Here is a 24,824-nt window from a genome sequence, read left to right as displayed (position 1 = left end):
TCAGCAACAAAGTAATTTTATTAGCGGGCTACACGGGAAGAACCCGGAACTCATAACGCGAAACCCTGAACAGCCGTTAGGAGAATATTGTACTAAAACTGATTAAATACCGCAAAATAAATCAATTCGTAGCGCCGTAGTTTTGTCCTCAAAATTTTTAGCCCATGCATTTTGAATGGAAAGGTGTTTTCCCTGCACTAACTACACAGTTTACAGCGGATGATGAATTGGACATACCCCTTTTTGAGAAGAACCTGGCTGCCCAACTGGATGCCGGTGTTGATGGTGTTATCCTGGGAGGGTCACTGGGCGAGGCCAGTGTGCTGACTACCCCTGAGAAAGAAATACTCGTTAAGACCGCCTTGCAAAAAACTGCCGGGCAGGTGCCTGTGCTCATCAATATAGCAGAAGGCTCTACCCGCGAAGCAATACAGCAGGCTGCCAATGCCGCCAAATGGGGCGCCCATGGTTTAATGCTGCTGCCCCCCATGCGCTACAAAAGCGATCACCGCGAAACAGTGGCCTTCCTCAAAACCGTAGCGCAGTCTACCAACCTGCCCATCATCGTATACAACAACCCGGTTGATTATAAGATCGAGATCACGCTGGACATGTTTGAGGAGCTGGCCGAATGCCGGAACATCGGCGCCGTGAAAGAGTCCACCCGCGATGTATCGAATGTAACCCGCATGATCAATCGTTTTGGCAACCGCTTTAAGATCTTATGTGGTGTGGATCCCCTCGCCATGGAAGAGCTCGTGATGGGCGCTGATGGCTGGGTAGCCGGCCTGGTGGATGCCTTCCCCCGTGAAACGGTAGCGATTTACCGCCTGGTAAAAGCCGGTCAACTGGAAGAGGCCGCCGCCATCTACCGCTGGTTTATGCCCCTGCTCGACCTGGACATTCATCCCAAACTGGTACAATACATCAAGTTGGCTGCTACGCAAGCCGGCATTGGTTCCGAATACGTAAGGGCGCCCCGCCTGCGCCTGATCGGTGAAGAGCGGGAAAGGATACTGGAAGTGATCAATGAAGGTATCCGCACAAGGCCTGCCTTGCCCGACTATATGAACCTGGCAATGGCCAACAACTACCTGTAAAGTGAATAAACTGCCTGGAGAGGTGACATCTTTTGAAAAGGTGCCACCTCTCAATGCATGGTAAAGTACCTTTGCCTTTTCATGTTTAAAGCATTCTACTATGTTTAAAGATACTACCGTAGCGGAGATCAATATTATTATGGAAAAGGCCTGGAAGGCTTTTCATGCCTACCGTAAATTGTCGCTGAAGCAACGGGCCGGTTTCATGCGGGCCATCGCAGCCGGGCTCGACAATGCCCCGGATGAACTGATACCAACCGCCATGCAGGAGACCAATCTCCCCGAGGCACGGTTGCGCAATGAAAAAACACGTACCGTATTCCAGCTCACCAGCTATGCAGCGGCTTGTGAGAAAGGGGAGTGGCTGGAAGCGCGTATTGATACAGCCAATCCCGACCGCACTCCGCCCAAACCGGATATCCGCAAAATGGGGGTACCTCTGGGGCCGGTAGTGGTATTCGGCGCCAGTAACTTCCCGTTTGCCTATTCTACGGCCGGCGGCGATACGGCCTGTGCCCTGGCAGCCGGCTGCCCGGTGATTGTGAAAGCACACCCCGCCCATGCAGGTACTTCTGAGATCGTGGCGCAGATCATTTTGAAAGCGGCCCAGCAACTGGGTCTGCCGGAAGGCATTTTCGCCCATGTGCATGGCGCATCCTTCGAAGTAGGAAAAGCCCTCGTTACCCATCCTTATACCAAAGCGGTAGGTTTTACCGGTTCCTATGGGGGCGGTAAAGCCCTGTTCGACTGGGCCAACCAGCGGAAAGAACCCATCCCGGTATTTGCCGAAATGGGCAGCATCAACCCCGTATGGCTCCTGCCCGGCAAATTGCAGCAATCCGCCGCCGATATTGCCAAACTGTATGCCGGCTCCATCACCCTCGGGGTCGGACAGTTTTGCACCAATCCCGGTCTCATCATTGGTATAGAAGGAGCGCCGCTGCAGGAATTCATCACTGCCCTCGGCAATGAGATCAGGCAGGTTGCGCCAGGCACCATGTTGCACCCCGGTATTGCCAAAGCCTATGGTGAGAAAAAGTCAGCCGCTTTATCCCAGCAGGAAGTGACTACCGTGGCCGAATCAGCTGCAGCCCCTGTGGCCAACCAGGGCGTGCCGGCCATCGCTTCGGCTACCGGCAAAGCCTTTCTCAATAACCCGGTATTGCACCAGGAAGTATTTGGCCCTTATTCACTGGTGATCCGTTGTGCCGATATACCCGAAATGCTGCAGGTGGCGAAGCACCTCGAGGGGCAGCTCACTGCTACCCTGATGGCTACCGAACAGGATATCCTGGAACAGGACGAACTGGTAGAAGCCGTTCAAAACATCTGCGGCAGGTTTATCCTCAACAGTGTGCCCACCGGTGTGGAAGTATGCCTGAGCATGCACCATGGCGGACCATTCCCCGCTACCACCGATGCCCGCTTTACTTCGGTAGGGGCCGATGGTATCAAGCGTTTTGCAAGGCCGGTTTCCTTCCAGGGATGGCCCGATAGCCTCCTGCCCGCTGAACTGAAGAACGGCAACCCGCTGGGCATCTGGAGAACAGTGAACAACGAAGTAACAAAAGACAGTATATAAAAAGGCCGCAGCGTCCTTCCACCTGCACACAAAAGCCTGGCTGGAAGAGACACTGCGGAGAATCCAGGTGGCTCACCAACTGCGCCATAAATCTCTTCCCCGCAGTGTCTCCCGGAGGGGACGCTGCGGAGAACTTAAGTATAAGAAGAAACAATGACGAACAACCCCATTACAAAAACGACTTCCACGCTGGCGAAGCCCTTACAGGGGCACGTGTTTCATTGTGTGGATGCGCATACCTGCGGTAATCCCGTAAGGCTGGTGGCCGGCGGTGGCCCCGCTTTAACCGGCGCCAACATGAGTGAAAAGCGCCAGCATTTTTTAAAGGAATATGACTGGATCCGCAAAGGCCTCATGTTTGAACCGCGCGGTCATGATATGATGAGCGGAAGTATCCTGTACCCGCCGCACGATCCCAAAAATGATGTAGCCGTACTCTTCATTGAAACCAGTGGCTGCCTGCCCATGTGCGGCCATGGCACCATTGGCACCATTACCATGGCGGTGGAAGAAGGACTGATCGTTCCCAAAACGCCGGGCGTCATCCGCATGGAAGCGCCGGCCGGCCTGGTACTGATCGAATACAGGCAGGAGGGCAGCAAAGTTAAAAGCGTTAAACTGACAAATATTCCGGCGTATCTTGCGGCCACCGAATTAACGGTGGAATGTCCCGACCTGGGCGAGCTGGTAATAGATGTATCTTACGGTGGTAATTTCTACGCCATTGTAGATGTGCAGCAAAACTTCAAAGGGCTGGAACACTATGCGGCCGATAAGCTGATCGCCTGGGCGCGGGAACTGCGCAAACGCATCAATGCAAAGTACGAGTTTGTGCACCCCGAAGACCCCACCATCAATGGCTGTTCGCATATCCTGTGGACGGGTACAGTGCTGGATAAAACGTCTACAGCCCGCAATGCGGTTTTCTATGGCGATAAGGCCATCGACCGGTCGCCCTGTGGTACCGGCACTTCGGCCAGGATGGCCCAATGGTACACAAAGGGTAAATTAAAAAAAGGCGATGAATTTATCCATGAAAGCATTATAGGCTCTAAATTTATCGGCCGGATCGAAGAAGAGATACCCAACGCTTTCGGTTCCGGTAAGCCGGCCATCAGGCCCAGTATTGAGGGATGGGCAAAGATCTATGGTTATAATAGTATTTCCATCGACCCGCAGGATGATCCCTACGCGCATGGGTTCCAGGTATTGTAGCTGTTGAAAGGGTCCGGTAGTTATGGCTCAAGGGCAAAACGTTTTAAAATTTAAACCAGCTATATGAAGTCCACACGATTGATTACTTGTTCTTTCTTCTGCATCAGCATGGCTGCTGCCATGATCGGTTGCAACGACAATGCCAGCACTACTACCGACACAAAAACTGATTCAACAACAACAGCCGCAAAAATGAGTATGACACAAGCGCCCTTTGGAACGACTGACGGAAAAGAAGTGATTGAATACACCCTGACCAATGGCAATGGGGTAAGCGTGAAGATCCTGAACTATGGAGGTACCATTACCCACCTCATAACGCCCGATAAGAACGGTGCTGCCGGCGATGTGGTACTGGGCTTTGATTCCCTTAGCGGTTACCAGCAGAAAGGCAATCCTTACTTTGGTTCCCTGATCGGCCGTTATGGCAACCGGATTGCCAATGGCAAGTTTACACTGGATGGCAAGACCTATACACTGGCGGGCAACAACGATGGCAACTCCCTGCACGGTGGACTGAAAGGATTTGATAAAGTGGTATGGACAGGCGCCCCGCTGAGCGACAGCAGCCTGAAGCTGACGTACGATAGCAAAGATGGCGAAGAAGGTTATCCCGGCAACCTGCATACCGAAGTGGTGTACACATTGACCGGTAGCAATGAGCTGAAGATCGAGTACAAGGCTACTACCGATAAAGCGACGCCGCTCAACCTGACCAACCACGCTTATTTTAACCTGAGTGCCGGCGCCGATTCTACCGTCCTGGACCATGAGCTGATGCTGAAGGCAGATAAGTACACCGCCGTTAATGCTAAGCTGATCCCTACCGGTCAACTGCCCGATGTAAAAGGTACACCGATGGATTTTACTACCTCCAAGAAGATCGGGAATGATATTGCCAAAGTACCCGGCGGCTTTGACCATAACTGGGTATTGAGCAAAGGAGCCGGACTGGAGCTGATCGGTGCTTTGTATCATCCTGCCAGTGGCCGTTACATGGAAGTGTTCACCACCGAGCCGGGCGTACAGTTCTATTCCGGTAACTTCCTGGATGGAACATTGACCAATACAAAGGGCGGCAAAAAGTATGTAAAACATGCTGGTCTTTGCCTGGAAACACAACATTTCCCTGATTCACCGAATCAGCCTTCTTTCCCGAATACCGTATTGAAACCGGGAGAGACCTATACACAAACAACGATCTATAAGTTCTCAACGAAATAAAAGCCGGAAAGCCGTCCGGGTGGCTAATGATTGTCATTGCTCTTGCCCGGGCGGCTTTTCTATTTCATAACATCAAAGAAATAGATTTCCCCGCAGTGTCTCCCGGAGGGGACGCTGCGGAATAAACAAAGGATTACTATGAGCAAGCAAGTAACTATTGTAGGTGGTGGTGTGATCGGATTGTGCAGTGCCTATTATCTGCAGCAGGCCGGTTACCAGGTAACAGTGATTGATAAAGGAGACATTACCAATGGCACTTCTTTTGGCAATGCCGGTTATGTATCGCCCAGCCACTTCATTCCTTTGGCCACACCCGGTATTGTGGCGCAGGGCATACGATGGATGCTGAGCTCAACAAGCCCTTTTTACATTAAACCCCGTCTTAACTGGGACCTGCTGCGCTGGCTGTTGAGCTTTTACAAGAAAGCCAATGCCGCCCATGTTACCTATAGCGCGCCGCACCTGAACAATATCCTGCAATTGAGCCGGGAACTGACCGTGGACATGAAAGAGCAACTGGGCAATCACTTCCGCATGCAGGAAGTAGGCTGCTTTATGTTGTATAAAAATGCCAATACAGAAAAACATGAGCTGGAACTGGCAGAAGAAGCAGCACATTTCAAAATTGATACGAAAGTATTGAGCGCCCAGGAAGTGCAGGCCATGGAACCGGAGGTGGAAGTTAATGTGCGGGGTGGTATCTTGTACCCGCTGGATTGCCACATGCACCCCGGTGATTTCATGATCACCCTTAAAAAGCATTTACAAGAGGCCGGTGTAAAGCTTCAGTTGAATACAACCGTAACCGGTTTTGAAAAGAACGGTGCCAAGGTGACTGCCGTGATCACGGATAAAGGAAAGTTTGCCTGCGAAGAACTGGTGCTGGCCAATGGTTCCTGGATGCCGGTGATCACTGAATACCTGGGCATTGATCTTTTATTGCAGGCCGGTAAAGGGTATAGCATTACGTATGAGAACGTAGCCCGCAACCTGCGTCATCCCGCCATCCTGGTAGATGACCGGGTAGCCATGACCCCGATGGGCGCCGACCTGCGCATGGGAGGCACCATGGAGATCAGTGGACTGGAAAGTCCCACGCTGGTGAAAAGGGCGCAGGCCATCTTTAAAGCCGCTAAAAACTATTATCCCAACCTGCCTGTCGAATTCCCCGGCGTAGAGAAAATATGGAGTGGATTACGTCCTTTAAGCCCCGACGGATTGCCCTATATCGGCCGGCACAGCAAATATGCCAATCTTACCCTGGCCGGTGGTCATGCCATGCTGGGTCTCTCCCTGGCTGCCGGTACCGGCAAACTGGTGGAGGAAATGGTGGAAGGAAAGAAGACAAGTATTGATGTTTCAGCATTTAATGTAGAACGGTTTAAGTAATCACAACCTTTTCGCTTAGACTTTGTTAAAAATGACCGGCGGGCAGTTTTGCCGCCTGCAAGTTGTACTTTTACGCTCGTTTAAGCACTTATGAATTGTAATACTACACAGTTACCTTACATTGCTACCGGTTATTTTTCAAAGATCGCTACCGATTACCTGCAGCAGGCGCCTTCCTTACGTCCGTTCTACCAATATGAACCCACCCTGCAGGGTATTCAGGAAGCTATAAAAGATCGTCAGCAATTACCCCTGCACCGGTCATTGCTGTCGGCCAGCCTTCAAAAACAGTATTCGGCTGTTACCACTACAGAAGCTGTACAAAAGAACATTGCCTTGCTGCAGCAGGACAATACCTTTACCATTACCACAGCCCACCAGCCGGCTATTTTTACCGGCCACCTCTATTTCATTTATAAGATACTGCACACCATTAAACTGGCAGCCCGCTTAAAGCAGGACCTGCCGCAATATGAATTTGTACCGGTATTCTGGATGGGCAGTGAAGATGCCGACCTGGATGAGCTGGGCAATATCTGGCTGAGCGGTGATAAGCTGGTGTGGGACACTCAACAAACAGGTGCCGTAGGCCGCATGAACACCAAAGGGCTGGAGGCCATCATTCACCGTATCGAAGGCGAATTGTCCGTACAGCCGCATGGCCAGGAGCTGGTGCAGTTATTAAAAGATTGTTATGGCAACAGCCCCGATATACAAACCGCTACTTTTAAACTGTTGAATGCCTTGTTTGCAGACTATGGTTTGATCGTTATCCTGCCGGATAATGCGGAGCTGAAGCGGATCATGCAACCGGTATTTGAAGATGACCTGTTTAATCAAACAGCTTCCGGTATTGTAGAGAAGACGATTGGAAGACTGGGCGAGCAATATAAAGTACAGGCCAATCCAAGGGCCATCAACCTTTTTTACCTGGAAGGCAATATCCGGGAGCGCATCGAAAAGCAGGGCAATGAATGGACGGTGGTAGGCACCGATATCAGGTTCACAGCAGAAACGCTCAAGAAAGAACTGGAAGAACATCCGGAACGCTTCAGCCCCAATGTGATCCTGCGGGGTATATACCAGGAAACCTTGCTACCTAATATTGCTTTTATTGGCGGTGGCGGGGAAACCAGCTATTGGCTGGAACTGAAAGACCTGATGCAGCATTACAAAGTATCTTACCCGGTATTGGTACTGCGCAACTCCTTCCTCATCGTGGAAGAGAAATGGGAAGATAAGATCCATAAACTGGGATTTGGGTTAGCTGATTTCTTTCAGAATGAACAACAGCTATTAACAGCCTTAGTAACGCGCCATTCAAATGGCCACCTGAAGCTGGAAAATGAATTGCTGGCGGCTGAGCAATTGTACAAGCAATTGCGTGAGAAAGCCGGGCATATTGATGAAACCCTGCTGCCGCATATTGAAGCGCTGGAAATAAAGACGCTCAAGCCCATCCAGGAATTAGAGAAGAAAATGTTACGGGCCGAAAAGAAAAAGTACGAGCAGGAGCAACACCAGATCAATACCATCAAGGCCGCCTTATTCCCCGCCGGCGGTTTACAGGAACGTATCGAGAACTTCCTGCCTTATTACGCACTCTGGGGTAAAGCCTTTATAGACTGCGTATACAAAAGCTCTCTCACATTGGAACAGGAGTTTGTGATATTGCAGCAGAAGTAACAGCCGTTACTTCAACCGCACCTTAAACAAGCTACTCACCCCATCATCATTATCAGCTACGAGCTGCAGCTTCAGCCGTCCGTTCTTTTCCGACTGTACGCATACGGATTCTATTTTGTAGCCTTTCAATGATTTCTCGGCTTCGCGGAGGGTAATGAATTCATTTACCTTCATATCCTTGCGGCCAATCTTGCGGGAGGCATTTTCAATAATGCCGAGGTAGCTGTCGCCAATAGCGCCATCATCCACTGCATTGTCTGTATCTTCTGTAGAAGCGGTGAAGAGCAACCAGTCATTTAAAGCAGAGTAGGCGAGGCCCGAGATGCCTGCCAGCTTTAACTTGTTTTCTTTGCCGGGAAATTTGATCGGTAATATTTCCAGTTCAGCATCGGCCTGGTGCTTCCAGAAAGTGTTTTTGGTAATGATGAGGTGATTATCAGGATTCTTCTTGTTGCCCCGGTTGCCCAGGATAATATGCCCTTCTTCCAGTGTGGCGGCAGATTCAATATTCAGGTCGGTAATGCCGGCTGCCCTGATACGATCATAGAAGACCGTCATATCAAACTCATCTTTCAGGTAGCTGTCAAGGTCGAGCAGGATGGCTTTATTGCGGTGTTCTTCTTTGGAGCCGGAGCCGAGGATCAGTAAACGGGGAATGCTGTTCACCACCACCACGGTAGTGGCTTCGAGGTCGGATTTGATCTTTTTGGGAATGCGTTCATCGGTGGATTCGAACAGGGGAATACGTTCCAGTTCTTTCCAGCTTTTATTCATGATCAGTACTTCTTTGGCATCATCTCCTACCAGGAATACTTTTTCATCATGGAATTCAATGCCTGAACCGGAAGGAAAAGATTCGAGCACTTTAAAATCTGTCAGCGTCAATTTCATATAATGTGTTTAACTACCTCATAAGCATCTGTTGCCGCCTTATCAATATAAGGGCAACCCGTTATTGGTCGAACTGGTTTTGCCAGCCTTCTTTTTTCAGCTTATCCGCTTTTTTCAATACCTCCGTTTCCAGGCTCTTTTTATAACTGGCTACTTTTTCACCGATAGCCGTATCAAAAGCGCCGATCACAGAAGCGGCCAGTATGCCTGCATTCTTGGCTGCATTGAGGGCCACAGTAGCTACAGGTATACCATTGGGCATTTGAAGGATGGACAATATGGAATCCCAGCCATCTATAGAATTGGATGATTTCACGGGGACGCCGATGACGGGTAGGGGGGTAAGGGAGGCTACCATGCCGGGCAGATGAGCAGCGCCGCCGGCGCCGGCAATGATCACTTTGAGTCCTCTTTCTCTTGCTTTGGTAGCATATTCCACCATCCGCAGGGGGGTACGATGAGCAGAAACAACTGTTAGTTCGTAGGTTACTCCTAGCTCTGTAAGTATATCAGCAGCAGCCTGCATAACATTCAGATCACTATCGCTGCCCATAATTATGCCTACCTGCGGATTCATGCAAGGATTGATTTGAACGGCAAAGAAAGGAAAAATTTACAAGTATCAGCACAAAGAGCAGGCCTGCCTGATGTATTTATTATGGTGTTTTATGTACGGTTACCTTACCAGGTCGCCTTTGAGCCTTAATAATTCTGTTTCAGCCAATTTGGTATTGTACCGGGCTGCAATAAGACGGTTATAGGCATCCTGCAGGCTGATCTGCGCTTCCCGTAATTCAAGGAAAGTAGACACGCCCTGGCGGAAACGTTCCAGTGCGATCATCACATTCTCCTTGGCCAGGGCAATATTGTCTTCTTCCAGCGTCAGCAGCTTTTTTTGCAGCTCATAATCTTTAAAGGCATTGCTCAGTCCCACATCTATCAGGGAGCGTTGATTAAAATACACCAATTGCTGGTAGCGTACATCCAGCTCAGCCTGTTTGATCAGTCTTTTTACGTTAAAGCCATTGAGGATGGGAACGGTGAGGCCAAAGCCATAATTGAACCCTTTATTCTGGTTAAAGAAAGGCTGGTTAATATTCACCGCTATGCTGTTATCATTCTGTGTGAAAGTATAGTTCGAGTTGAAAGATAAAATGGGAAACAGGTCTGCCTTGCGTTCCTTCACCGTGAGGCGGGCAATGTCAATATTCTTTTTGGCAAATAACAGGGAAGGGTTGGTCTCTTCAAGTTTCTGCGCCAGCTCTCCAAACTGCAGGGAGGTATTCAGCGGGATGCTATCACTCACATGATAGGTAGCGCCGGTGCGGAAACCGATCAACTGGTTGAGCTGGTCGCGCAACTGGGCAATCAGGGTGAGTTGTTGTAACTGGGCTGCTTTTTGTGCATTCAGGTCCACCCTTGCCTGTAACAGTTCCGGTTTACTGCCGAGGCCTACGGATAGTTTTTTATCGGCCAGTTTCACCCGCTCTTCATTGATGGATATCTGCTCTTCCACTGCTTTAAGCTGTTGTTTCTGGCGTACAATATTGTAGTAATTGTTGACCACTGCCGCCACGGTATTGATCACCTGTGTTTTCACGCCCAGTTCACCCAGCTTCTCCAGCTCTTCCAGCTTGTTGCGGGTGGTAAACATTTTAAGACCATCAAATAAGGTCCAGTTAAGGTTCAGCGCATAGTTCATGTTATGCGTTTTCACCGCATCCCTGGTCACACTGCTATCGCCGCCGCCGGGCGCACGCTTGGTAAATTTTAATTGTTGGTTATTGGTATTCCAGGTAGTGCCTGCCGTACCATTTACCTGTGGCAGGAAGGCCGCCCAGGAATAAGAATTGTCCAGCGCATAAGAAGCGGAATCATTACGGGTAAGCAGGATATCATAATTGTTTTTGAGGGCAGCCATGATCGCCTGTTCCAGGGTAAGCGAATCCTGCGCGGTAGCAGCAGGAGCCAGTAATGCAGCCGAAATAACAAATACAAGAAAACTTCTCATAATGAAATGCATTTTATGCATGTTGAACTTCCGGTTGGTGTGTTTTTTCCGCCATTTCCATCAGTTCCAGCTCACTCTTTTTCTTTTTGAAGGAAAGGAATGTATACATCGCAGGTATTACGTACAGGGTAAGTACCAGGGAGAACATAATACCACCTACAATCACTATACCCAATGGGATACGGCTGGTAGCGGCAGCGCCCAGCGATAAAGCGATGGGCAAAGCGCCGAGCGACATGGCCAGGCTGGTCATCAGGATGGGCCGTAAACGCGCCTGAGCGGCTTCGGTAACAGCCTGTCGCTTGGGTAATCCCGCCAGTTGTTTCTGGTTGGCAAACTCCACGATCAGGATACCATTTTTGGTCACCAGGCCAATGAGCATGATCATACCGATCTGAGAAAAGATATTCAGGGTCTGGTCAAAGATCCACAACGACAATACCGCACCGGCAATCGCCAGCGGTACCGTGAACATGATCACCAGCGGGTCAACAAAACTTTCAAACTGTGCCGCCAATACGAGGAAGATCAGGATCAGCGCCAGTATAAAGGCAAAGCTGGTATTGCCGGAGCTTTCGGCAAAGTCTCTTGACGGGCCCGACAGCGAAGTAGAATACGTATCGTCCAGTAACCGGGCGGCAATATCCTGCATGGTCTTGATACCTTCTCCCAGTGTGCGGCCATTGACCGGACTGGCAGAGATGGTGGCCGATTTATACCGGTTAAAATGGTACAGTTGGGGGGGAGTTGTTTCTTCCCGTATGTTTACCAGGTTATCCAGCGAAATAATTTCATTGCGGTTATTGCGTACGTAAATATTCTTCAGGTCGGTAGGGTCATCGCGGTCATTACGGGCTACCTGGCCGATTACTTCATACTGTTTACCTTCACGATAGAAGTATCCCAGGCGAAGATTGCTCAACGCCAGTTGCAATACCTGCGATACATCGGCAATGCTCACGCCCAGTTGGCTGGCCTTGATGCGGTCAATATCAATATTCAGTTCCGGCTTATTGAACTTAAGGTCGGCATCCACGTTCATCAACACGCCGCTCTTATTCGCTTCTTCGAGGAACTTCGGCAATACCTCTTTCAGCTTTTCGAAGTTGTTGTTCTGTATAACGAACTGTACGGGCTGTCCCGAGCGGCGATTGACCGAGATGGTTTGTTCCTGTACAGCGAAGGCGCGGCCTTCGGAATACTTACCCAGGTTCCTGTTCACCATATTCACAATGTCTTCCTGCGAGCGGGTGCGGTCCTTCGGGTCTACCAGCGTCACCCGCACCATGCCGCTGTTCACAGAGCCTGCGCCACTGAAGCCGGGTGCGGTGATCGTTAATACAATGCGGCGTTCTTCGGGTTTAATGGAATCCAGCATCAGTTGCCCCAGCCGGTCTATATACTTATCCATGTAATCGAAGGAAGTGCCTTCGGGGGCTGTTACCTGCAGGCGGAACTGGCTGCGGTCCTCCATGGGGGCCAGTTCTGATTTAAGGCCGCCGCCAATGAACCAGATGATGCCAAAACAGGCTACGATCAGGATCAGGGCTATCCAGCGTACCCGCATAAAGGCTTTCAGTGAATTAAAATAGCCATTTTCCATCCACTGGAAGAAAGGCTCGGTTTTATGGTAGAACCAGCTATGCTTGTGTACTTTGCGGGTGAGCTTTACGTTGAGTACCGGCGTTAAGGTTAAGGATACCAGCGCAGAGATCAATACAGCACCTGCCACCACGATGCCAAACTCACGGAACAAACGTCCCACGAAGCCTTGCAGGAAGATGATGGGCAAAAAGATCACCGCCAGGGTGATGGAGGTGGCGATGACCGCAAAGTAGATCTCTTTGGAACCTTCCTTGGCCGCCTGGTATTTGTTCATGCCCTGTTCCATCTTCTTAAAGATGTTTTCTGTTACCACAATACCATCGTCCACCACCAGGCCGGTAGCCAGTACAATGCCCAGTAAAGAAAGTACATTGATGGTGAAGCCGCTCAGGTACATAATAAAGAAGGCGCCGATCAGCGATACCGGGATATCTATCAAAGGCCGGATGGAAATGATCCAGTCGCGGAAGAACAGGTAGATGATGAGCACCACCAGGATCAGGGCTATGATGAGCGTTTCTTCTACTTCCGAAATGGATTGTTTGATAAACCTTGTTTGGTCCAGCGCAATATTCAGCTTAATATCGCCGGGTACTTCTTTCTTGAGCTGTTCAAAACGTTTATAGAATTCATTGGAGATAGATACATAGTTGGAGCCCGGCTGCGGCACCAGCGCCAGGGCGATCATGGGAATGAGGCTCTCTTTCAATATGGTTTCTTCATTCTCTGGTCCCAGTACGGCCTCTGCCACATCCTTGAGCCGGATCTCATTGCCATTGACGGTTTTGATGATCACATTATTGAAGTCCTCTTCGGTAAACAGGCGGCCGTAGGTGCGGATGGATAGTTCGGTGGTGTTGCCGGATATTTTACCCGAAGGCAACTCTACGTTTTCCCGGGCGAGGGCGCTTTGCACATCGCCGGGCGTTAAACCATAAGCGCTTAGTTTGGCCGGGTTGAACCAAACGCGCATGGCGTATCTCTTTTCACCCCATATCTGGATGGCGCTTACGCCGGGAATGGTTTGCAGCCTTTCCACCAACACGTTATTGGCATATTCTGTGATCTGTAGCTGGTTGCGCGTATTGCTCTGTATCGTCATGGAGATGATCGCATCGGAACTGGCATCTGCTTTCGATACAACAGGGGGCGCCGGCAGGTCATCCGGCAGGGAGCGGGAAGCCTGTGATACTTTATCACGTACGTCATTAGCCGCGGCTTCCAGGTCAATGCTCAGTTCAAATTCCACATTGATACGGCTGGTACCCTGGCTGCTGGTGGAAGTGATATTTTTTACGCCGGCAATACCATTAATGGCTTTCTCCAGCGGTTCGGTGATCTGTGATTCCACGATCTCCGCATTGGCGCCGGGGTAGGAGGTGCCCACGCTTACATTGGGCGGGTCAATAGCGGGATAGTCGCGTATGCCAAGGAAGGTGAAGCCGATGACCCCAAACAACACGATCGCTATGTTCAGTACGGTGGCCAGTACCGGTCGCCGTAAACTCAGCTCAGAAATATTCATGAGAAGCGCTTATTGAACTTTGGTTAATTTGATTTTGCTGTCCGGGCGGATGGCCAGCAGGCCGGTGGTGATCACGGTATCTCCCAACTTCAGGCCATCGGTGATCTGTACATACGAAGAGTCGCGGATGCCGGTGCTAACGATCTGGTATTTGACCACGCCGCCCGAATAAACAATCACCCGCTTATTCCGTGCCTGTGGTATAACAGCCTGTGTGGGTATGATCAGTGCCTTGTCATTTTCATCCAGTCTCAATCCTACCTTGGCAAAAGCGCCGGGCACCAGTGCCGGGTCACTGCCTTTCACTACGGTCCTCACCCGTAAGGTACGGGTATTGGCCTCTATCACCGATTCGGTAGCCAGCACAGCAGCATTGAATTTTTTGTTGGTGCCGGCAATGGTAAATGTTACAGGCCTGCCTTTACGCATCAGGTCGCTGTATTTTTCCGGTACAGAGAATTCCATCTTCAGTTGTCCTACCTGGCTGATAGTAGTAATGAGATTGGTGGGAGTGATATAAGCGCCGTCACTGATCGCCTTCAAACCGATACGGCCATCAAAGGGCGCGCGGATCTCTGTTTTGCCGATGCTCACTCTCACCAGGTCTATATCTGCCTTCAGGTTATTTACGGCCAGTTCGCTCAGGTCATATTCCTGCTGACTGATACCGCCAATGGTCAATAACTCCTTTTGCCGTTCGGCTGTTTTGGCGTTGATCTGTAACTGTACCTGCAATTTCTTTAATTGTGCCTGCAGGTCTTCATCAAAGAGCTTCACCAGCAGGGTGCCTTTCTTTACAAAACTTCCTTCGGGTATATTCAGCTTTACAACCCGTCCGGTGATCTCGGGGCGGATCTCTGTTTGTTCATACGGCTGTAACGTGCCGGGCACTTCGAGGTTTTCGCTGAGGGGTTGGGTCTTTACAATAAATGCTTCCACCTGCAGGGGGGCATTGCGCGGGGCGCCGGTTGCCGGCGTCTCCGTTTTCTTTTCTTCCTTACAGGCAATAAACGATACAAATAATAATGCCAGTGCAACAGGGCTTATACCTTTCATGTGCATGTGTTTGGTATTCATTGACCATTTATTGCTTCGCGTATTGGCACAGGAAAAAGTGGGCATGCTACGTCTCATGTGTCAGGGCCTGGGTTTGGTTAGTGCGCGGCTAAGTTAATACATTAACAATGCGCCAATGTTAAAATGGGTATGAGTGGTAGCGTAACAAGCTCTAACTGATGACTTTTAATGTGTTTTTAATACGATGTGCTTTATAGGTCAGGTCGTGTTTATCCTTACTGACGATAGTTATATGCCCCATCTTGCGCCCGGGTTTCGTTTGTTTTTTCCCATAGATGTGGACAAATACATTATCCATCTGCAACACTTCGTGGAGCCCATCATATTTAGCGTCTCCGCTATGTCCTTCTGCACCCAGCAGGTTCACAATAGCTGCCGGAAGAATATGGTCTGCATTGCCGAGCGGATAATCGAGCATGATGCGCCACAGCATATCAAATTGAGAGGAGTAGTTGGCTTCTATAGTATGATGCCCGCTGTTATGCACCCGCGGTGCTGTTTCATTCACGAATACATCGCCTTGCCTGTCAATGAACAATTCCACGGCAAAAAGACCGGGGCTTTTTAATCCTTTCACTACGGCCAGTGCCATGGCTTCTACTTTCCACAGTGTTTTTTCGGGGATATCGGCCGGACTTATCTGGTAATCCAGCAAATTGAGGGTCGGGTCAAATACCATGTCCACTGCCGGGTAGAGCGCTGTTTCTCCTTTGGCATTGATGGCTACGATCATGGCGATCTCTTTTTGGATGGTTACCATCTTTTCGAGCACGGAGGGCGCATCAAAACCTTTATCGAGGTGGTCGGCTGTTTTGATCACCTGCACGCCACGGCCGTCATAACCGCCCAGTCCTATTTTGTGCACGGCCGGTAAGAAAGCGGCCTGTTCCCGCAGTTCCCTTTTATTTTGGGTCACTACAAAAGGAGCAGTGGGTATCTGGAGGTCCTTATAGAATTGTTTCTGAAGTATCTTGTTTTTAATGGTACGCAAAGCGGATGGCCTGGGATAGACCTTCACGCCTTCCTGTTCCAGCTTTTCGAGCGCATCTTCATTAACGGATTCAATCTCAATGGTCAGCGCATCCAGTCCTTTTCCGAAATTGTATACATCATCAAAGTTCCGGATGTCTCCCAGCGTGAAATGATGGCACAGATGGGCCGCAGGGCATGCGGGATCGTTTTCCATGAGATAGGTTTCAACAGGATAATTAGCGGCTGTCTGTAATAACATTCTGCCTAATTGTCCGCCGCCGAGAATACCAACTTTTTGCATGCCTGTAGGTTGAGGCGCAAAGATAAGGGTACGGATAGTTTATCAGTTGGGTTTATCTATCGCCTTCCAGATACCGCCGCCGATCAGGCCGCCGACAATCGGTCCCACAATAAATACCCACAGATGCGACAGGGCATCACCCCCCACAAAAAGGGCCGGGCCGATGCTCCGGGCAGGGTTGACGGAAACGCCGGTAACAGGAATGCCCACAATATGGATCAGGGTGAGCGAGAGGCCAATGGCGGTGCCGGCCATCAGGCCATTGCTGTTGTGCTTACTGGTAGCGCCATGTATCACTACCAGGAAAATGGCCGTGAGCACAATTTCGGTGACCAGGCCACTAACCAGTGAATAGTGGTCGGGCGAGCCACCTTCCACGCCATTCTGGCCCAGGCCGTTGGCTGCCAGCGAATAATCGGCCTTGCCGCCTGCTATGTAATAAAGAACGGCGGCGCCGGCTATAGCGCCCAGGATCTGCGCAATGATGTAACCGCCTGTTTCTTTGGCGGTTATTTTGCCGGTGGCCAGCATGGAGATGGTAATAGCCGGGTTAATATGGCAACCGGAAATATGGCCGATGGCATAGGCCATGGCCAGGACCGATAGGCCAAAAGCAAAGGAGATGCCCAGGAAGCCAACATGGCTGCCGGCCAGCACGGCGCTGCCGCATCCCATGAATACCAATACAAAAGTGCCAACAAATTCTGCCAAACATTTTTTCAACAACGAAGCGTTCATAACTGATTGTTTTGATTGTGAAGGATTGATGAAATAAATACCTGCCGGTCGCAGACCGGAATCATGTACTAAGCAGAGCGGGCGGGGTTAGGTGGCGGAGGATCAGTAAGCTTGTGTAAAATGTGTTCTTTGCTGTGAATCAGGGGCTAATATACGTATTTATAATATAAAAGGCAACGAGGCAACAAGGCAATGAGGCAACGGGGTAAAAAGCCAAAAACGATTATCTTTGTAGTCATGCGTCCCGATTACGACCATAAATTATTCAACGACAAGAGAATGTGCTACTGCCTGCTGATGGAGGCACTGGCCATGGATTCATCTGTAAGCTGCTAAGCTCCCCGCTTTATGTGATTGTCTTTTAGGAATGGTTGACCTTATTTTACTGACTTTTAAATTGATTGATTATGCCTGCTCAAACGGCAACTATTGCTTCCGTTGATACCAGTACCGATTTCCTGCCATTGCAGGGTACCGATTACGTGGAATTTTATGTGGGTAATGCCAAACAGGCCGCCCACTTTTATAAAACAGCCTTTGGTTTTCAGTCGCTTGCTTATGCAGGACCTGAGACCGGGGTAAAAGACCGCGCCAGCTATGCGGTGCGCCAGGAGAAACTGACTTTTGTATTTACCACGCCATTGAGAGCCGGTAATGCGATAGCCGATCATATTTATAAGCACGGCGATGGGGTGAAAGCCCTGGCCCTGCGGGTAGACGATGCCGCCAGCGCCTGGCGGGAAACCACGAAGCGGGGGGCCAAAAGCTACCTGGAGCCGGTGAAGCTGAGCGATACCCAGGGCGAGCTGGTCATGAGTGGTATCCATACCTATGGCGATACCGTACACCTGTTTATCGAGCGCAAAAACTACCAGGGCCCTTTTATGCCGGGGTTCAGGGCCTGGCAGTCCAACTATAATCCTTCTCCTACAGGATTGTTGTATGTAGACCACTGCGTGGGCAATGTAGGCTGGAACCAAATGAATAAATGGGTAGGCTTTTATGAGCAGGTAATGGGCTTCCGCAATATCCTCAGCTTTGACGATAAAGATATTTCTACCGAATACTCTGCCCTGATGAGTAAGGTAATGAGTAATGGGAACGGGTTTGTCAAATTCCCCATCAATGAGCCGGCAGAAGGCAAGAAGAAATCACAGGTAGAGGAATACCTGGAGTTTTATGATGGGGAAGGTTGCCAGCACGTAGCCCTGGCCACTGCCAATATTGTGGAAACAGTAACGGCCTTGCGTGATCGTGGGGTAGAATTTCTGCAGGTGCCTACCACGTATTACGATGATCTGCAGGAGCGGGTAGGGAAGATTGATGAAAATATTGAACCGCTCAAAGAACTGGGTATCCTGGTAGACCGCGATGATGAAGGCTACCTGTTACAGATATTCACCAAACCCGTAGAAGACAGGCCCACCCTGTTTTTCGAGATCATCCAGCGCAAAGGCGCTAAAAGTTTCGGCAAAGGCAACTTCAAAGCATTGTTTGAAGCGATTGAGCGTGAACAGGAGGCGAGGGGAAATCTTTAGAGAATCCAGAACCCAGAATCCAGCATACAGAATCTTTTGCTCGGCAAAAAAACAATATAAGGCTGAAGCTCCATAACAGGCAGGCTTCAGCCTTTTCTGATTGTGGCACAACTTGCACTAATTGATATTTCGAGTAATATTTGAGGCCTATTCGAAGCAATAGATGCTGAATTCTGTATTCTGTCTTCTGTATTCTTTTCCCTGTTTTTCACATTGTTAACAATGTGGGCTGATTTTTGCACTTCCATTTGTGCTAATTTTAATCCCGGATTGACCCGCTTTTCAGAAATATCCGGTCTTAAAATACGTTATTAATTACTGTGGGATTCTACCAGATGAAATATGTACTGATAGTAGCTGCGTTCCTTCTTACAGGAGGTAGTGTGTGGTCTCAAACCACTGCTTCCAGCTTTAACTTCGTCGAATACCAGAAAACATTCCCCCGCACCAGTGATGCCTGGAAACGCAAAGAGGACACTCTCATGAAGCAGTTCCAGGAAAAAGGCCTGGCCTGGCCATTCCGCTACATGTATGTGCGTTCTTTCAAATACGATAGTCAACTGGAGGTATGGGTGAAGTATGAGCAAAATGAGCCTTTCAAACTGTTCAAGACCTATAAAGTATGCGCCCTGGCCGGTACATTAGGCCCCAAACGTATGCAGGGCGACTACCAGGTGCCCGAAGGGTTTTACTACATCAATGAGTTTAACCCCAAAAGCCAGTACCATCTTTCCCTGGGTCTCAATTATCCCAACGCCTCAGACCGTATCCTGAGCGATTCCCTGCAACCCGGAGGGGATATTTATATCCACGGCAGTTGTGTGACCACCGGTTGCATTCCTATTACTGATCAGCAGATTGAAGAAATATATATCCTGGCCGCACATGCCCGCAGCCAGGGACAGGATTTTATACCTGTGCATATTTTCCCTATCCATTTCAAAAACCAACGCAGCAGTATCTACCTGGATAAGTATATGAAGGACTTTCCGGAATATGCACCCATGGCCGATGAGCTGAAACATGCTTACCTGTATTTTGAAAAAACGAAGAAGTTACCGGTGATCATGGTCTCCAAAAAAGGCGATTATGTAGTGGAAGGGGCCATACCGGTTACGCCCGATAAAGCGAAAGTGGTGAAGAAGAGAGACCCGCGTCCGGCAAAAGAATTCACCGGCGAAATAGCAGCGGTCGTGAATAAGCTGCCTGTATTTCCCGGCGGCAATACGGGGTTCCAGGCCTTCATTGATAAGTTGAGCCATGAAATGGCCCAATACCTGGAAGAAGACCAGAAGAAAGCCTATGTGATGGTGGAGTTTGTGATAGACAAGGAAGGAAAACCGGGTTATACTAAAGTGATCAAGGGTGGCAATGATGAACTGAATGATAAACTGATCGATGCTTTTGATAAGATGCCCAACTGGACGCCTGCCGTGCGGCTGGAACAGCATGTGGCCGTGAAGCTGAAGCAGTCATTGTTCATTGAGCGCCTGGAAACCTCCTCCACCAAAACCGGAGGCCCCACCGGCGGAACTGCCGCTAATTAAACTGTTTTATAATAACTCATTATAATAAGAGCCATCTCTCACAAGGTGGCTTTTGCTTTTATAGCCCAAAAACAAAAAAGCCACCTATAAAAGGTGGCTTTGTATAAAAAGTTCAAATGGTCTTAGATAATGTCCAGCGCCAGTACAAAATACGTGCACACAAAAGGAATGATCAGGGTAAGGTATTCCCAATGATAGAAAATCGCTGCTACGAATGCTGCCGTAGAGATCAGGAATAACAACCAGTATAAGCCTTTGGGTCTTTTATTCGCCATGGTACAAAAGAATTTGCGCAAAAATAGGGTGAAAGGGTTAATTATGAAAGTGTAAAGGATATTTTTTATTAAAACCTGACAGGTTTTGGAGTATTGCGGCCAATTATTTTGCTGACTGCCTAAACCTGCCAGGTTTGGGCTGAAAGATAGTGCAGGCAGCCTTTATCCGGTTTCTATATATCGCATTTCGCTAACACGTTTGTAAAACGCCCACAAGAGGGTAGCATAATTTATGCAGTTTGTAATAAATTCGCCCTACCTAACCTGTGTGGGAAGGGCTCTGCATGGAAAATACCTGAATGATGACAATTCACTTTTATGTTCGTTTTCATACCCAGTATGGCCAGTTATTGGCAGTCACCGGCAATATCGAAGCCCTGGGCAATCATGATATAGAAAAGGCTTTTACACTTACCCACCTGAATAATGAATTCTGGCATGGTACCATCCATACCAACGTTCCGGAATCAGGACCGGTCCAGTATAATTATGTCTTGAAAAATGAGGATGGCTTCCGCGTTTTTGAGTGGGGCGACCGGATGATTGACACCGCCAAAATGAAAGGCCCTGAAGTGATCCAGGTGATAGATACCTGGAACCATGCAGGTGAATATGAAAATGTGTTTTATTCTGATCCCTTTCAGCAGGTATTGCTCAGTGACCATGTCCGTACCAAAGCCAAGGCGGTAAAGAAGTTCACCCACCTGTTCAAAGTGAAAGCGCCCCTGCTCACCCGCAATGAAGTGGTATGCCTGCTGGGCAATACCGGGGAAACGGGCAACTGGGATACCAACGCACCCATCCTGCTGAACCAGGAAAATGGCTGGTGGACGGTTAAGCTCACCCTGCTGCGCGAAGGATTTCCCCTCAGCTATAAGTATGGTGTGTACAATACCAAAGAACAAGCCTTTGTGCGCTATGAAGCAGGGGAGAACCGGGTATTGTATGGCCTGCAGCCACCGCCGGGCAATGAGGGCGACCAGGAGATGATCTCCATCCTCCATGATGGTTTTGTACACCTGCCCAATGATACCTGGAAAGGGGCGGGGATTTCTATACCGGTATTCAGTTTACGCAGCAAAGACTCTTTTGGCACCGGCGAATTCACCGATCTTAAGTTATTGACCGACTGGGCCCGGAAAACCGGCCTGAAGCTGATACAGATATTGCCGGTTAATGATACCATTGCCACGCATACCTGGGCAGATACGTATCCCTATGCAGCCATTTCTGCTTTTGCCCTGCATCCCCTGTACCTCAACCTGGAAGAAGTGGCAGGCAAGACGTATGCAGATATTATCAAGCCGCTGAAGAAAAAACAGAAGCAGCTCAATGAACTGCCGGATATGGATTATGAAGCCGTGATGAAACTAAAGCTGGCTGCTATCCGTGAGCTGTACGCCTTGCAGAAGGAAGAGTTATTAAAGGACAAGGATTATTACCTGTTCTTTGAGAACAATAAACACTGGCTGGTGCCCTATGCCGCCTTTTGTTGCCTGCGCGACCGCTACCATACTTCCGACTTTAACCAATGGAAAACGCATAGCAAATACAGCAAGGAATCGATTGAGAAGTTTGTATCGCCCAAAACAAAGCATTATGATGAGGTGGCCCTGCATTATTTCACGCAGTACCACCTGCACCTGCAATTGAAAGACGCGGCGGAATATGCGCATAAGCATGGCATTATCCTGAAAGGGGATATCCCGATCGGTGTATACCGCTATGGCTGCGATGCCTGGATGGAACCCGAACTGTACCACCTCGATGTACAGGCAGGCGCACCGCCGGATGATTTTGCGGTACGCGGACAAAACTGGGGCTTTCCTACGTATAACTGGGAGCGCATGGCCGGGGACGGTTTTGAATGGTGGCACCGGCGCTTTGTGCAGATGAGCAATTATTTCGATGCTTTCCGCATTGACCATATACTGGGTTTCTTCCGCATCTGGAGCATTCCCCTGCATGCGGTGGAAGGCATTATGGGGTATTTTGTGCATGCCATTCCGGTACACCTGCATGAGTTTGGCCAGTACGGGTTATGGTTTGATCATTACCGCTATTGCAAGCCCTGTATCAATGATGCGATCCTTTGGGAATTGTTTGGTCCCAATAATGATAAGTTCAAACCCTTCCTGCATGCCATTGGCGATGGTACGTACGAACTGAAACCTGAGTTTGCCACCCAGCGGCAGGTAGAACACTATTTCGCCACGCAGGAGCCTACCCAGGATAACCTGCACATCAGACAAGGATTGTTTGATCTTATTTCCAATGTCATTTTATTTGAACAGCCAGGTTCCAACGGACAGGAGTTTCACTTCCGCTTTGGTATAGAAAGTACCACTTCCTTCCGCCACCTCGATGGCCATACACAATACCTGCTGAAGCAGTTGTATGTAGATTATTTCTTCCGCCGCCAGGACGGCTACTGGATGAAGGAAGCCATGAAGAAACTGCCTGCGTTGAAACGTTCCACCAATATGCTGATCTGCGGGGAAGACCTGGGCCTGGTGCCGGGCAGTGTACCCTATGTGATGAAGCAACTGGGCATCCTGAGCCTGGAGATACAACGCATGCCCAAAGCAGCCGGTCATGAATTCTTTAGCCCGTCTACAGCGCCCTATCTATCGGTAGTAACACCTTCTACGCATGATATGAGCACCATCCGCGGCTGGTGGGAGGAAGACCGGGAAAAGATCCAGCGTTTCTTTAATGATGAACTGGGACAGTGGGGCGAAGCGCCTCCTTTCTGTGAGCCCTGGATCAATAAAGCCATTGTACTGCAACACCTGCACTCACCTGCCATGTGGGCCATCTTCCAATTGCAGGATATATTGGGCACCAGTGAGGCCATACGCCGGCAAAGCCCGCAGGAAGAACGCATCAATATACCAGCCATTGCACAGCATTACTGGAAATACCGCATGCATATGCCGCTGGAACAACTGATCAAAGAGAAAGATTTTAATGAGGAATTGAAAGAACAGGTGGCTGCCAGTGGCAGGTGATCCCGGATTCAGCATAATTAAAAGCTAACATATTCAATGAAGGTCTCTTATAGAACGTATAACCTACCTTTCCGTCATCCATTCACGATTTCTAAAGGCACCAAAACACACCAGCCTGCGCTGGTAGTGGAATTGGAGCACCGGGGTGTTACCGGTTATGGAGAAGCGCCGGCCATTGCTTATTACAATATACCGGTAGAGAAGATGATCGAAGACCTGGAGCGCAAGAAGATGATGGTGGAGAAGTTTGCTTTTACCGGGCCGGAACGTTACTGGCATTACCTGCATCACCTGTACCCGCAGAATAATTTCCTGGTATGTGCACTGGACATGGCCGCCTGGGATATGTTTGGCAAGTTATCCCGCCAGCCCCTGTACCAACTCTGGCAACTGGACCCCGCAAAAGCGCCCCTGACCGATTATACCATTGGTATTGACACCATTGATAAGATGGTAGCCAAGATGAAAGAAAAGCCCTGGCCCATTTATAAGATCAAGCTGGGCACCCCTGAAGATATTGCCATCGTTACTGCCTTACGCCAACATACCGATGCCATCCTGCGTATAGATGCCAATGCCGGCTGGACAGTGGAAGAAGCCCTGGAAAAGATACCGCAACTGGCGGCGCTGGGGGTAGAGTTCATCGAACAGCCGCTGGCCAAAGACAACTGGGAGGGGATGAAGATCTTATTTGAAAGATCACCCTTGCCGCTGATTGCCGATGAAGCTTGTGTGGTGCAGGAAGACGTAGAGAAATGCTACCAGCATTTTCATGGCATCAACATCAAGCTTACCAAATGCAGCGGTATTACGCCCGCCCGTTTTATGATTGAGAAAGCCCGTTCACTGGGTATGAAAGTGATGGTGGGCAGCATGAATGAAAGCACCATCGGTACAGCCGCCATTGCCCATTTAACGCCCTTGCTGGATTATGTGGATATGGATGGCCCACTGTTGTTGAAAGAAGATATTGCCAAAGGCATTGAGTTTGATAACGGCAAAGTCGTTTTCTCCGGTCAGCCGGGCCTGGGTATTGAGTTCACCGATGTATATGAAAAACTAACGGTGTAGGTTTACGATCCCCTGACCAGGCTCCTATTATATTTATACATAAGTCATTATACTTAGCCAGTTTAT

At 49.4% G+C, this 24,824-nt stretch carries 18 protein-coding genes; 10 read left to right on the top strand and 8 right to left on the bottom strand.

Translation table 11 applies throughout. The features are described 5' to 3' along the window. The first annotated feature begins 164 nt into the window (after positions 1-164). The 6 genes from HB364_RS28880 to bshC all read left to right on the top strand — a co-directional run bounded on the left by HB364_RS28880 (position 165) and on the right by bshC (position 8,196). Entirely contained in the window at positions 165-1,100 is a 936-nt protein-coding gene (locus tag HB364_RS28880; RefSeq protein ID WP_167291899.1) for a dihydrodipicolinate synthase family protein, read from the top strand. 100 nt (positions 1,101-1,200) lie between these two features. Next, the gene (locus HB364_RS28875; protein ID WP_167291898.1) at positions 1,201-2,682 is read left to right on the top strand and encodes an aldehyde dehydrogenase (NADP(+)); all 1,482 of its coding nucleotides are present in this window, start codon (positions 1,201-1,203) and stop codon (positions 2,680-2,682) included. Between the two features lie 153 nt (positions 2,683-2,835). After that, on the top strand, positions 2,836-3,897 hold the full coding sequence (locus HB364_RS28870) for a 4-hydroxyproline epimerase (RefSeq protein WP_167291897.1): 1,062 nt from the start codon (positions 2,836-2,838) through the stop codon (positions 3,895-3,897). Positions 3,898-3,960: 63 nt separating this feature from the next. After that, positions 3,961-5,121: an aldose epimerase family protein gene (locus HB364_RS28865; RefSeq protein ID WP_246228646.1), complete on the top strand. Its 1,161-nt coding sequence runs from the start codon at positions 3,961-3,963 to the stop codon at positions 5,119-5,121. 138 nt (positions 5,122-5,259) lie between these two features. Then, positions 5,260-6,510: an NAD(P)/FAD-dependent oxidoreductase gene (locus HB364_RS28860; protein ID WP_167291896.1), complete on the top strand. Its 1,251-nt coding sequence runs from the start codon at positions 5,260-5,262 to the stop codon at positions 6,508-6,510. Between the two features lie 90 nt (positions 6,511-6,600). Further along, entirely contained in the window at positions 6,601-8,196 is a 1,596-nt protein-coding gene (gene bshC / locus HB364_RS28855) for a bacillithiol biosynthesis cysteine-adding enzyme BshC (protein ID WP_167291895.1), read from the top strand. Between the two features lie 6 nt (positions 8,197-8,202). Here bshC and HB364_RS28850 read toward each other — a convergent pair whose 3' ends face one another. From HB364_RS28850 to aqpZ, 7 genes are all read right to left on the bottom strand, one after another. Then, complete coding sequence (locus HB364_RS28850) at positions 8,203-9,087, bottom strand: DUF6929 family protein (RefSeq protein WP_167291894.1); 885 nt, start codon at positions 9,085-9,087, stop codon at positions 8,203-8,205. 61 nt (positions 9,088-9,148) lie between these two features. Beyond that, positions 9,149-9,664, bottom strand: a complete 516-nt coding sequence (gene purE / locus HB364_RS28845; protein ID WP_167291893.1) for a 5-(carboxyamino)imidazole ribonucleotide mutase — start codon at positions 9,662-9,664, stop codon at positions 9,149-9,151. A gap of 99 nt (positions 9,665-9,763) precedes the next feature. Continuing rightward, positions 9,764-11,098 carry a TolC family protein gene (locus HB364_RS28840; protein WP_167291892.1) on the bottom strand — a complete coding sequence of 445 codons (1,335 nt, stop codon included), beginning with the start codon at positions 11,096-11,098 and terminating at the stop codon, positions 9,764-9,766. A 13-nt stretch (positions 11,099-11,111) separates the two neighbouring features. Continuing rightward, positions 11,112-14,228, bottom strand: coding sequence for an efflux RND transporter permease subunit (locus tag HB364_RS28835; protein ID WP_167291891.1), 3,117 nt, complete (start codon positions 14,226-14,228; stop codon positions 11,112-11,114). Between the two features lie 9 nt (positions 14,229-14,237). Then, a complete protein-coding gene (locus HB364_RS28830) occupies positions 14,238-15,362 on the bottom strand; it encodes an efflux RND transporter periplasmic adaptor subunit (protein WP_246228645.1) in 1,125 nt (374 codons plus the stop codon). Between the two features lie 94 nt (positions 15,363-15,456). Beyond that, positions 15,457-16,578, bottom strand: coding sequence for a 5-(carboxyamino)imidazole ribonucleotide synthase (locus HB364_RS28825; RefSeq protein WP_167291890.1), 1,122 nt, complete (start codon positions 16,576-16,578; stop codon positions 15,457-15,459). A gap of 42 nt (positions 16,579-16,620) precedes the next feature. Then, on the bottom strand, positions 16,621-17,316 hold the full coding sequence (gene aqpZ, locus HB364_RS28820) for an aquaporin Z (protein ID WP_317170728.1): 696 nt from the start codon (positions 17,314-17,316) through the stop codon (positions 16,621-16,623). Positions 17,317-17,723: 407 nt separating this feature from the next. Here aqpZ and hppD point away from each other — a divergent pair, with 407 nt between their 5' ends. Both hppD and HB364_RS28810 read left to right on the top strand, forming a co-directional pair. Next, positions 17,724-18,854: a 4-hydroxyphenylpyruvate dioxygenase gene (hppD, locus tag HB364_RS28815; RefSeq protein ID WP_167291889.1), complete on the top strand. Its 1,131-nt coding sequence runs from the start codon at positions 17,724-17,726 to the stop codon at positions 18,852-18,854. 335 nt (positions 18,855-19,189) lie between these two features. Continuing rightward, a complete protein-coding gene (locus HB364_RS28810; protein ID WP_167291888.1) occupies positions 19,190-20,401 on the top strand; it encodes a L,D-transpeptidase family protein in 1,212 nt (403 codons plus the stop codon). A gap of 122 nt (positions 20,402-20,523) precedes the next feature. Here HB364_RS28810 and HB364_RS28805 read toward each other — a convergent pair whose 3' ends face one another. Beyond that, complete coding sequence (locus HB364_RS28805) at positions 20,524-20,676, bottom strand: hypothetical protein (protein ID WP_167291887.1); 153 nt, start codon at positions 20,674-20,676, stop codon at positions 20,524-20,526. Between the two features lie 302 nt (positions 20,677-20,978). On the opposite strand from HB364_RS28805, the gene HB364_RS28800 reads away from it, so the two are divergent. Then, positions 20,979-23,687: a 4-alpha-glucanotransferase gene (locus HB364_RS28800; protein ID WP_167291886.1), complete on the top strand. Its 2,709-nt coding sequence runs from the start codon at positions 20,979-20,981 to the stop codon at positions 23,685-23,687. Between the two features lie 36 nt (positions 23,688-23,723). Next, positions 23,724-24,758 (top strand): dipeptide epimerase, encoded by a 1,035-nt coding sequence (locus HB364_RS28795; protein ID WP_167291885.1) that lies wholly within the window; start codon positions 23,724-23,726, stop codon positions 24,756-24,758. The last annotated feature ends 66 nt before the right edge of the window (positions 24,759-24,824 follow it).

Origin of the sequence: Paraflavitalea devenefica (assembly GCF_011759375.1) — a bacterium.
Taxonomy (GTDB): domain Bacteria; phylum Bacteroidota; class Bacteroidia; order Chitinophagales; family Chitinophagaceae; genus Paraflavitalea; species Paraflavitalea devenefica.
Note: the sequence above shows the minus strand (reverse complement) of the source record. Positions and strands in the feature narration are given on the sequence as shown.

Coding starts and splice junctions, on each gene's coding strand:
- HB364_RS28880 (WP_167291899.1), top strand. CDS start 165: ATGCATTTTGAATGGAAAGGTGTTTTCCCTGCACTAACTACACAGTTT.
- HB364_RS28875 (WP_167291898.1), top strand. CDS start 1,201: ATGTTTAAAGATACTACCGTAGCGGAGATCAATATTATTATGGAAAAG.
- HB364_RS28870 (WP_167291897.1), top strand. CDS start 2,836: ATGACGAACAACCCCATTACAAAAACGACTTCCACGCTGGCGAAGCCC.
- HB364_RS28865 (WP_246228646.1), top strand. CDS start 3,961: ATGAAGTCCACACGATTGATTACTTGTTCTTTCTTCTGCATCAGCATG.
- HB364_RS28860 (WP_167291896.1), top strand. CDS start 5,260: ATGAGCAAGCAAGTAACTATTGTAGGTGGTGGTGTGATCGGATTGTGC.
- bshC (WP_167291895.1), top strand. CDS start 6,601: ATGAATTGTAATACTACACAGTTACCTTACATTGCTACCGGTTATTTT.
- HB364_RS28850 (WP_167291894.1), bottom strand. CDS start 9,087: ATGAAATTGACGCTGACAGATTTTAAAGTGCTCGAATCTTTTCCTTCC.
- purE (WP_167291893.1), bottom strand. CDS start 9,664: ATGAATCCGCAGGTAGGCATAATTATGGGCAGCGATAGTGATCTGAAT.
- HB364_RS28840 (WP_167291892.1), bottom strand. CDS start 11,098: ATGAGAAGTTTTCTTGTATTTGTTATTTCGGCTGCATTACTGGCTCCT.
- HB364_RS28835 (WP_167291891.1), bottom strand. CDS start 14,228: ATGAATATTTCTGAGCTGAGTTTACGGCGACCGGTACTGGCCACCGTA.
- HB364_RS28830 (WP_246228645.1), bottom strand. CDS start 15,362: ATGAGACGTAGCATGCCCACTTTTTCCTGTGCCAATACGCGAAGCAAT.
- HB364_RS28825 (WP_167291890.1), bottom strand. CDS start 16,578: ATGCAAAAAGTTGGTATTCTCGGCGGCGGACAATTAGGCAGAATGTTA.
- aqpZ (WP_317170728.1), bottom strand. CDS start 17,316: ATGAACGCTTCGTTGTTGAAAAAATGTTTGGCAGAATTTGTTGGCACT.
- hppD (WP_167291889.1), top strand. CDS start 17,724: ATGCCTGCTCAAACGGCAACTATTGCTTCCGTTGATACCAGTACCGAT.
- HB364_RS28810 (WP_167291888.1), top strand. CDS start 19,190: ATGAAATATGTACTGATAGTAGCTGCGTTCCTTCTTACAGGAGGTAGT.
- HB364_RS28805 (WP_167291887.1), bottom strand. CDS start 20,676: ATGGCGAATAAAAGACCCAAAGGCTTATACTGGTTGTTATTCCTGATC.
- HB364_RS28800 (WP_167291886.1), top strand. CDS start 20,979: ATGACAATTCACTTTTATGTTCGTTTTCATACCCAGTATGGCCAGTTA.
- HB364_RS28795 (WP_167291885.1), top strand. CDS start 23,724: ATGAAGGTCTCTTATAGAACGTATAACCTACCTTTCCGTCATCCATTC.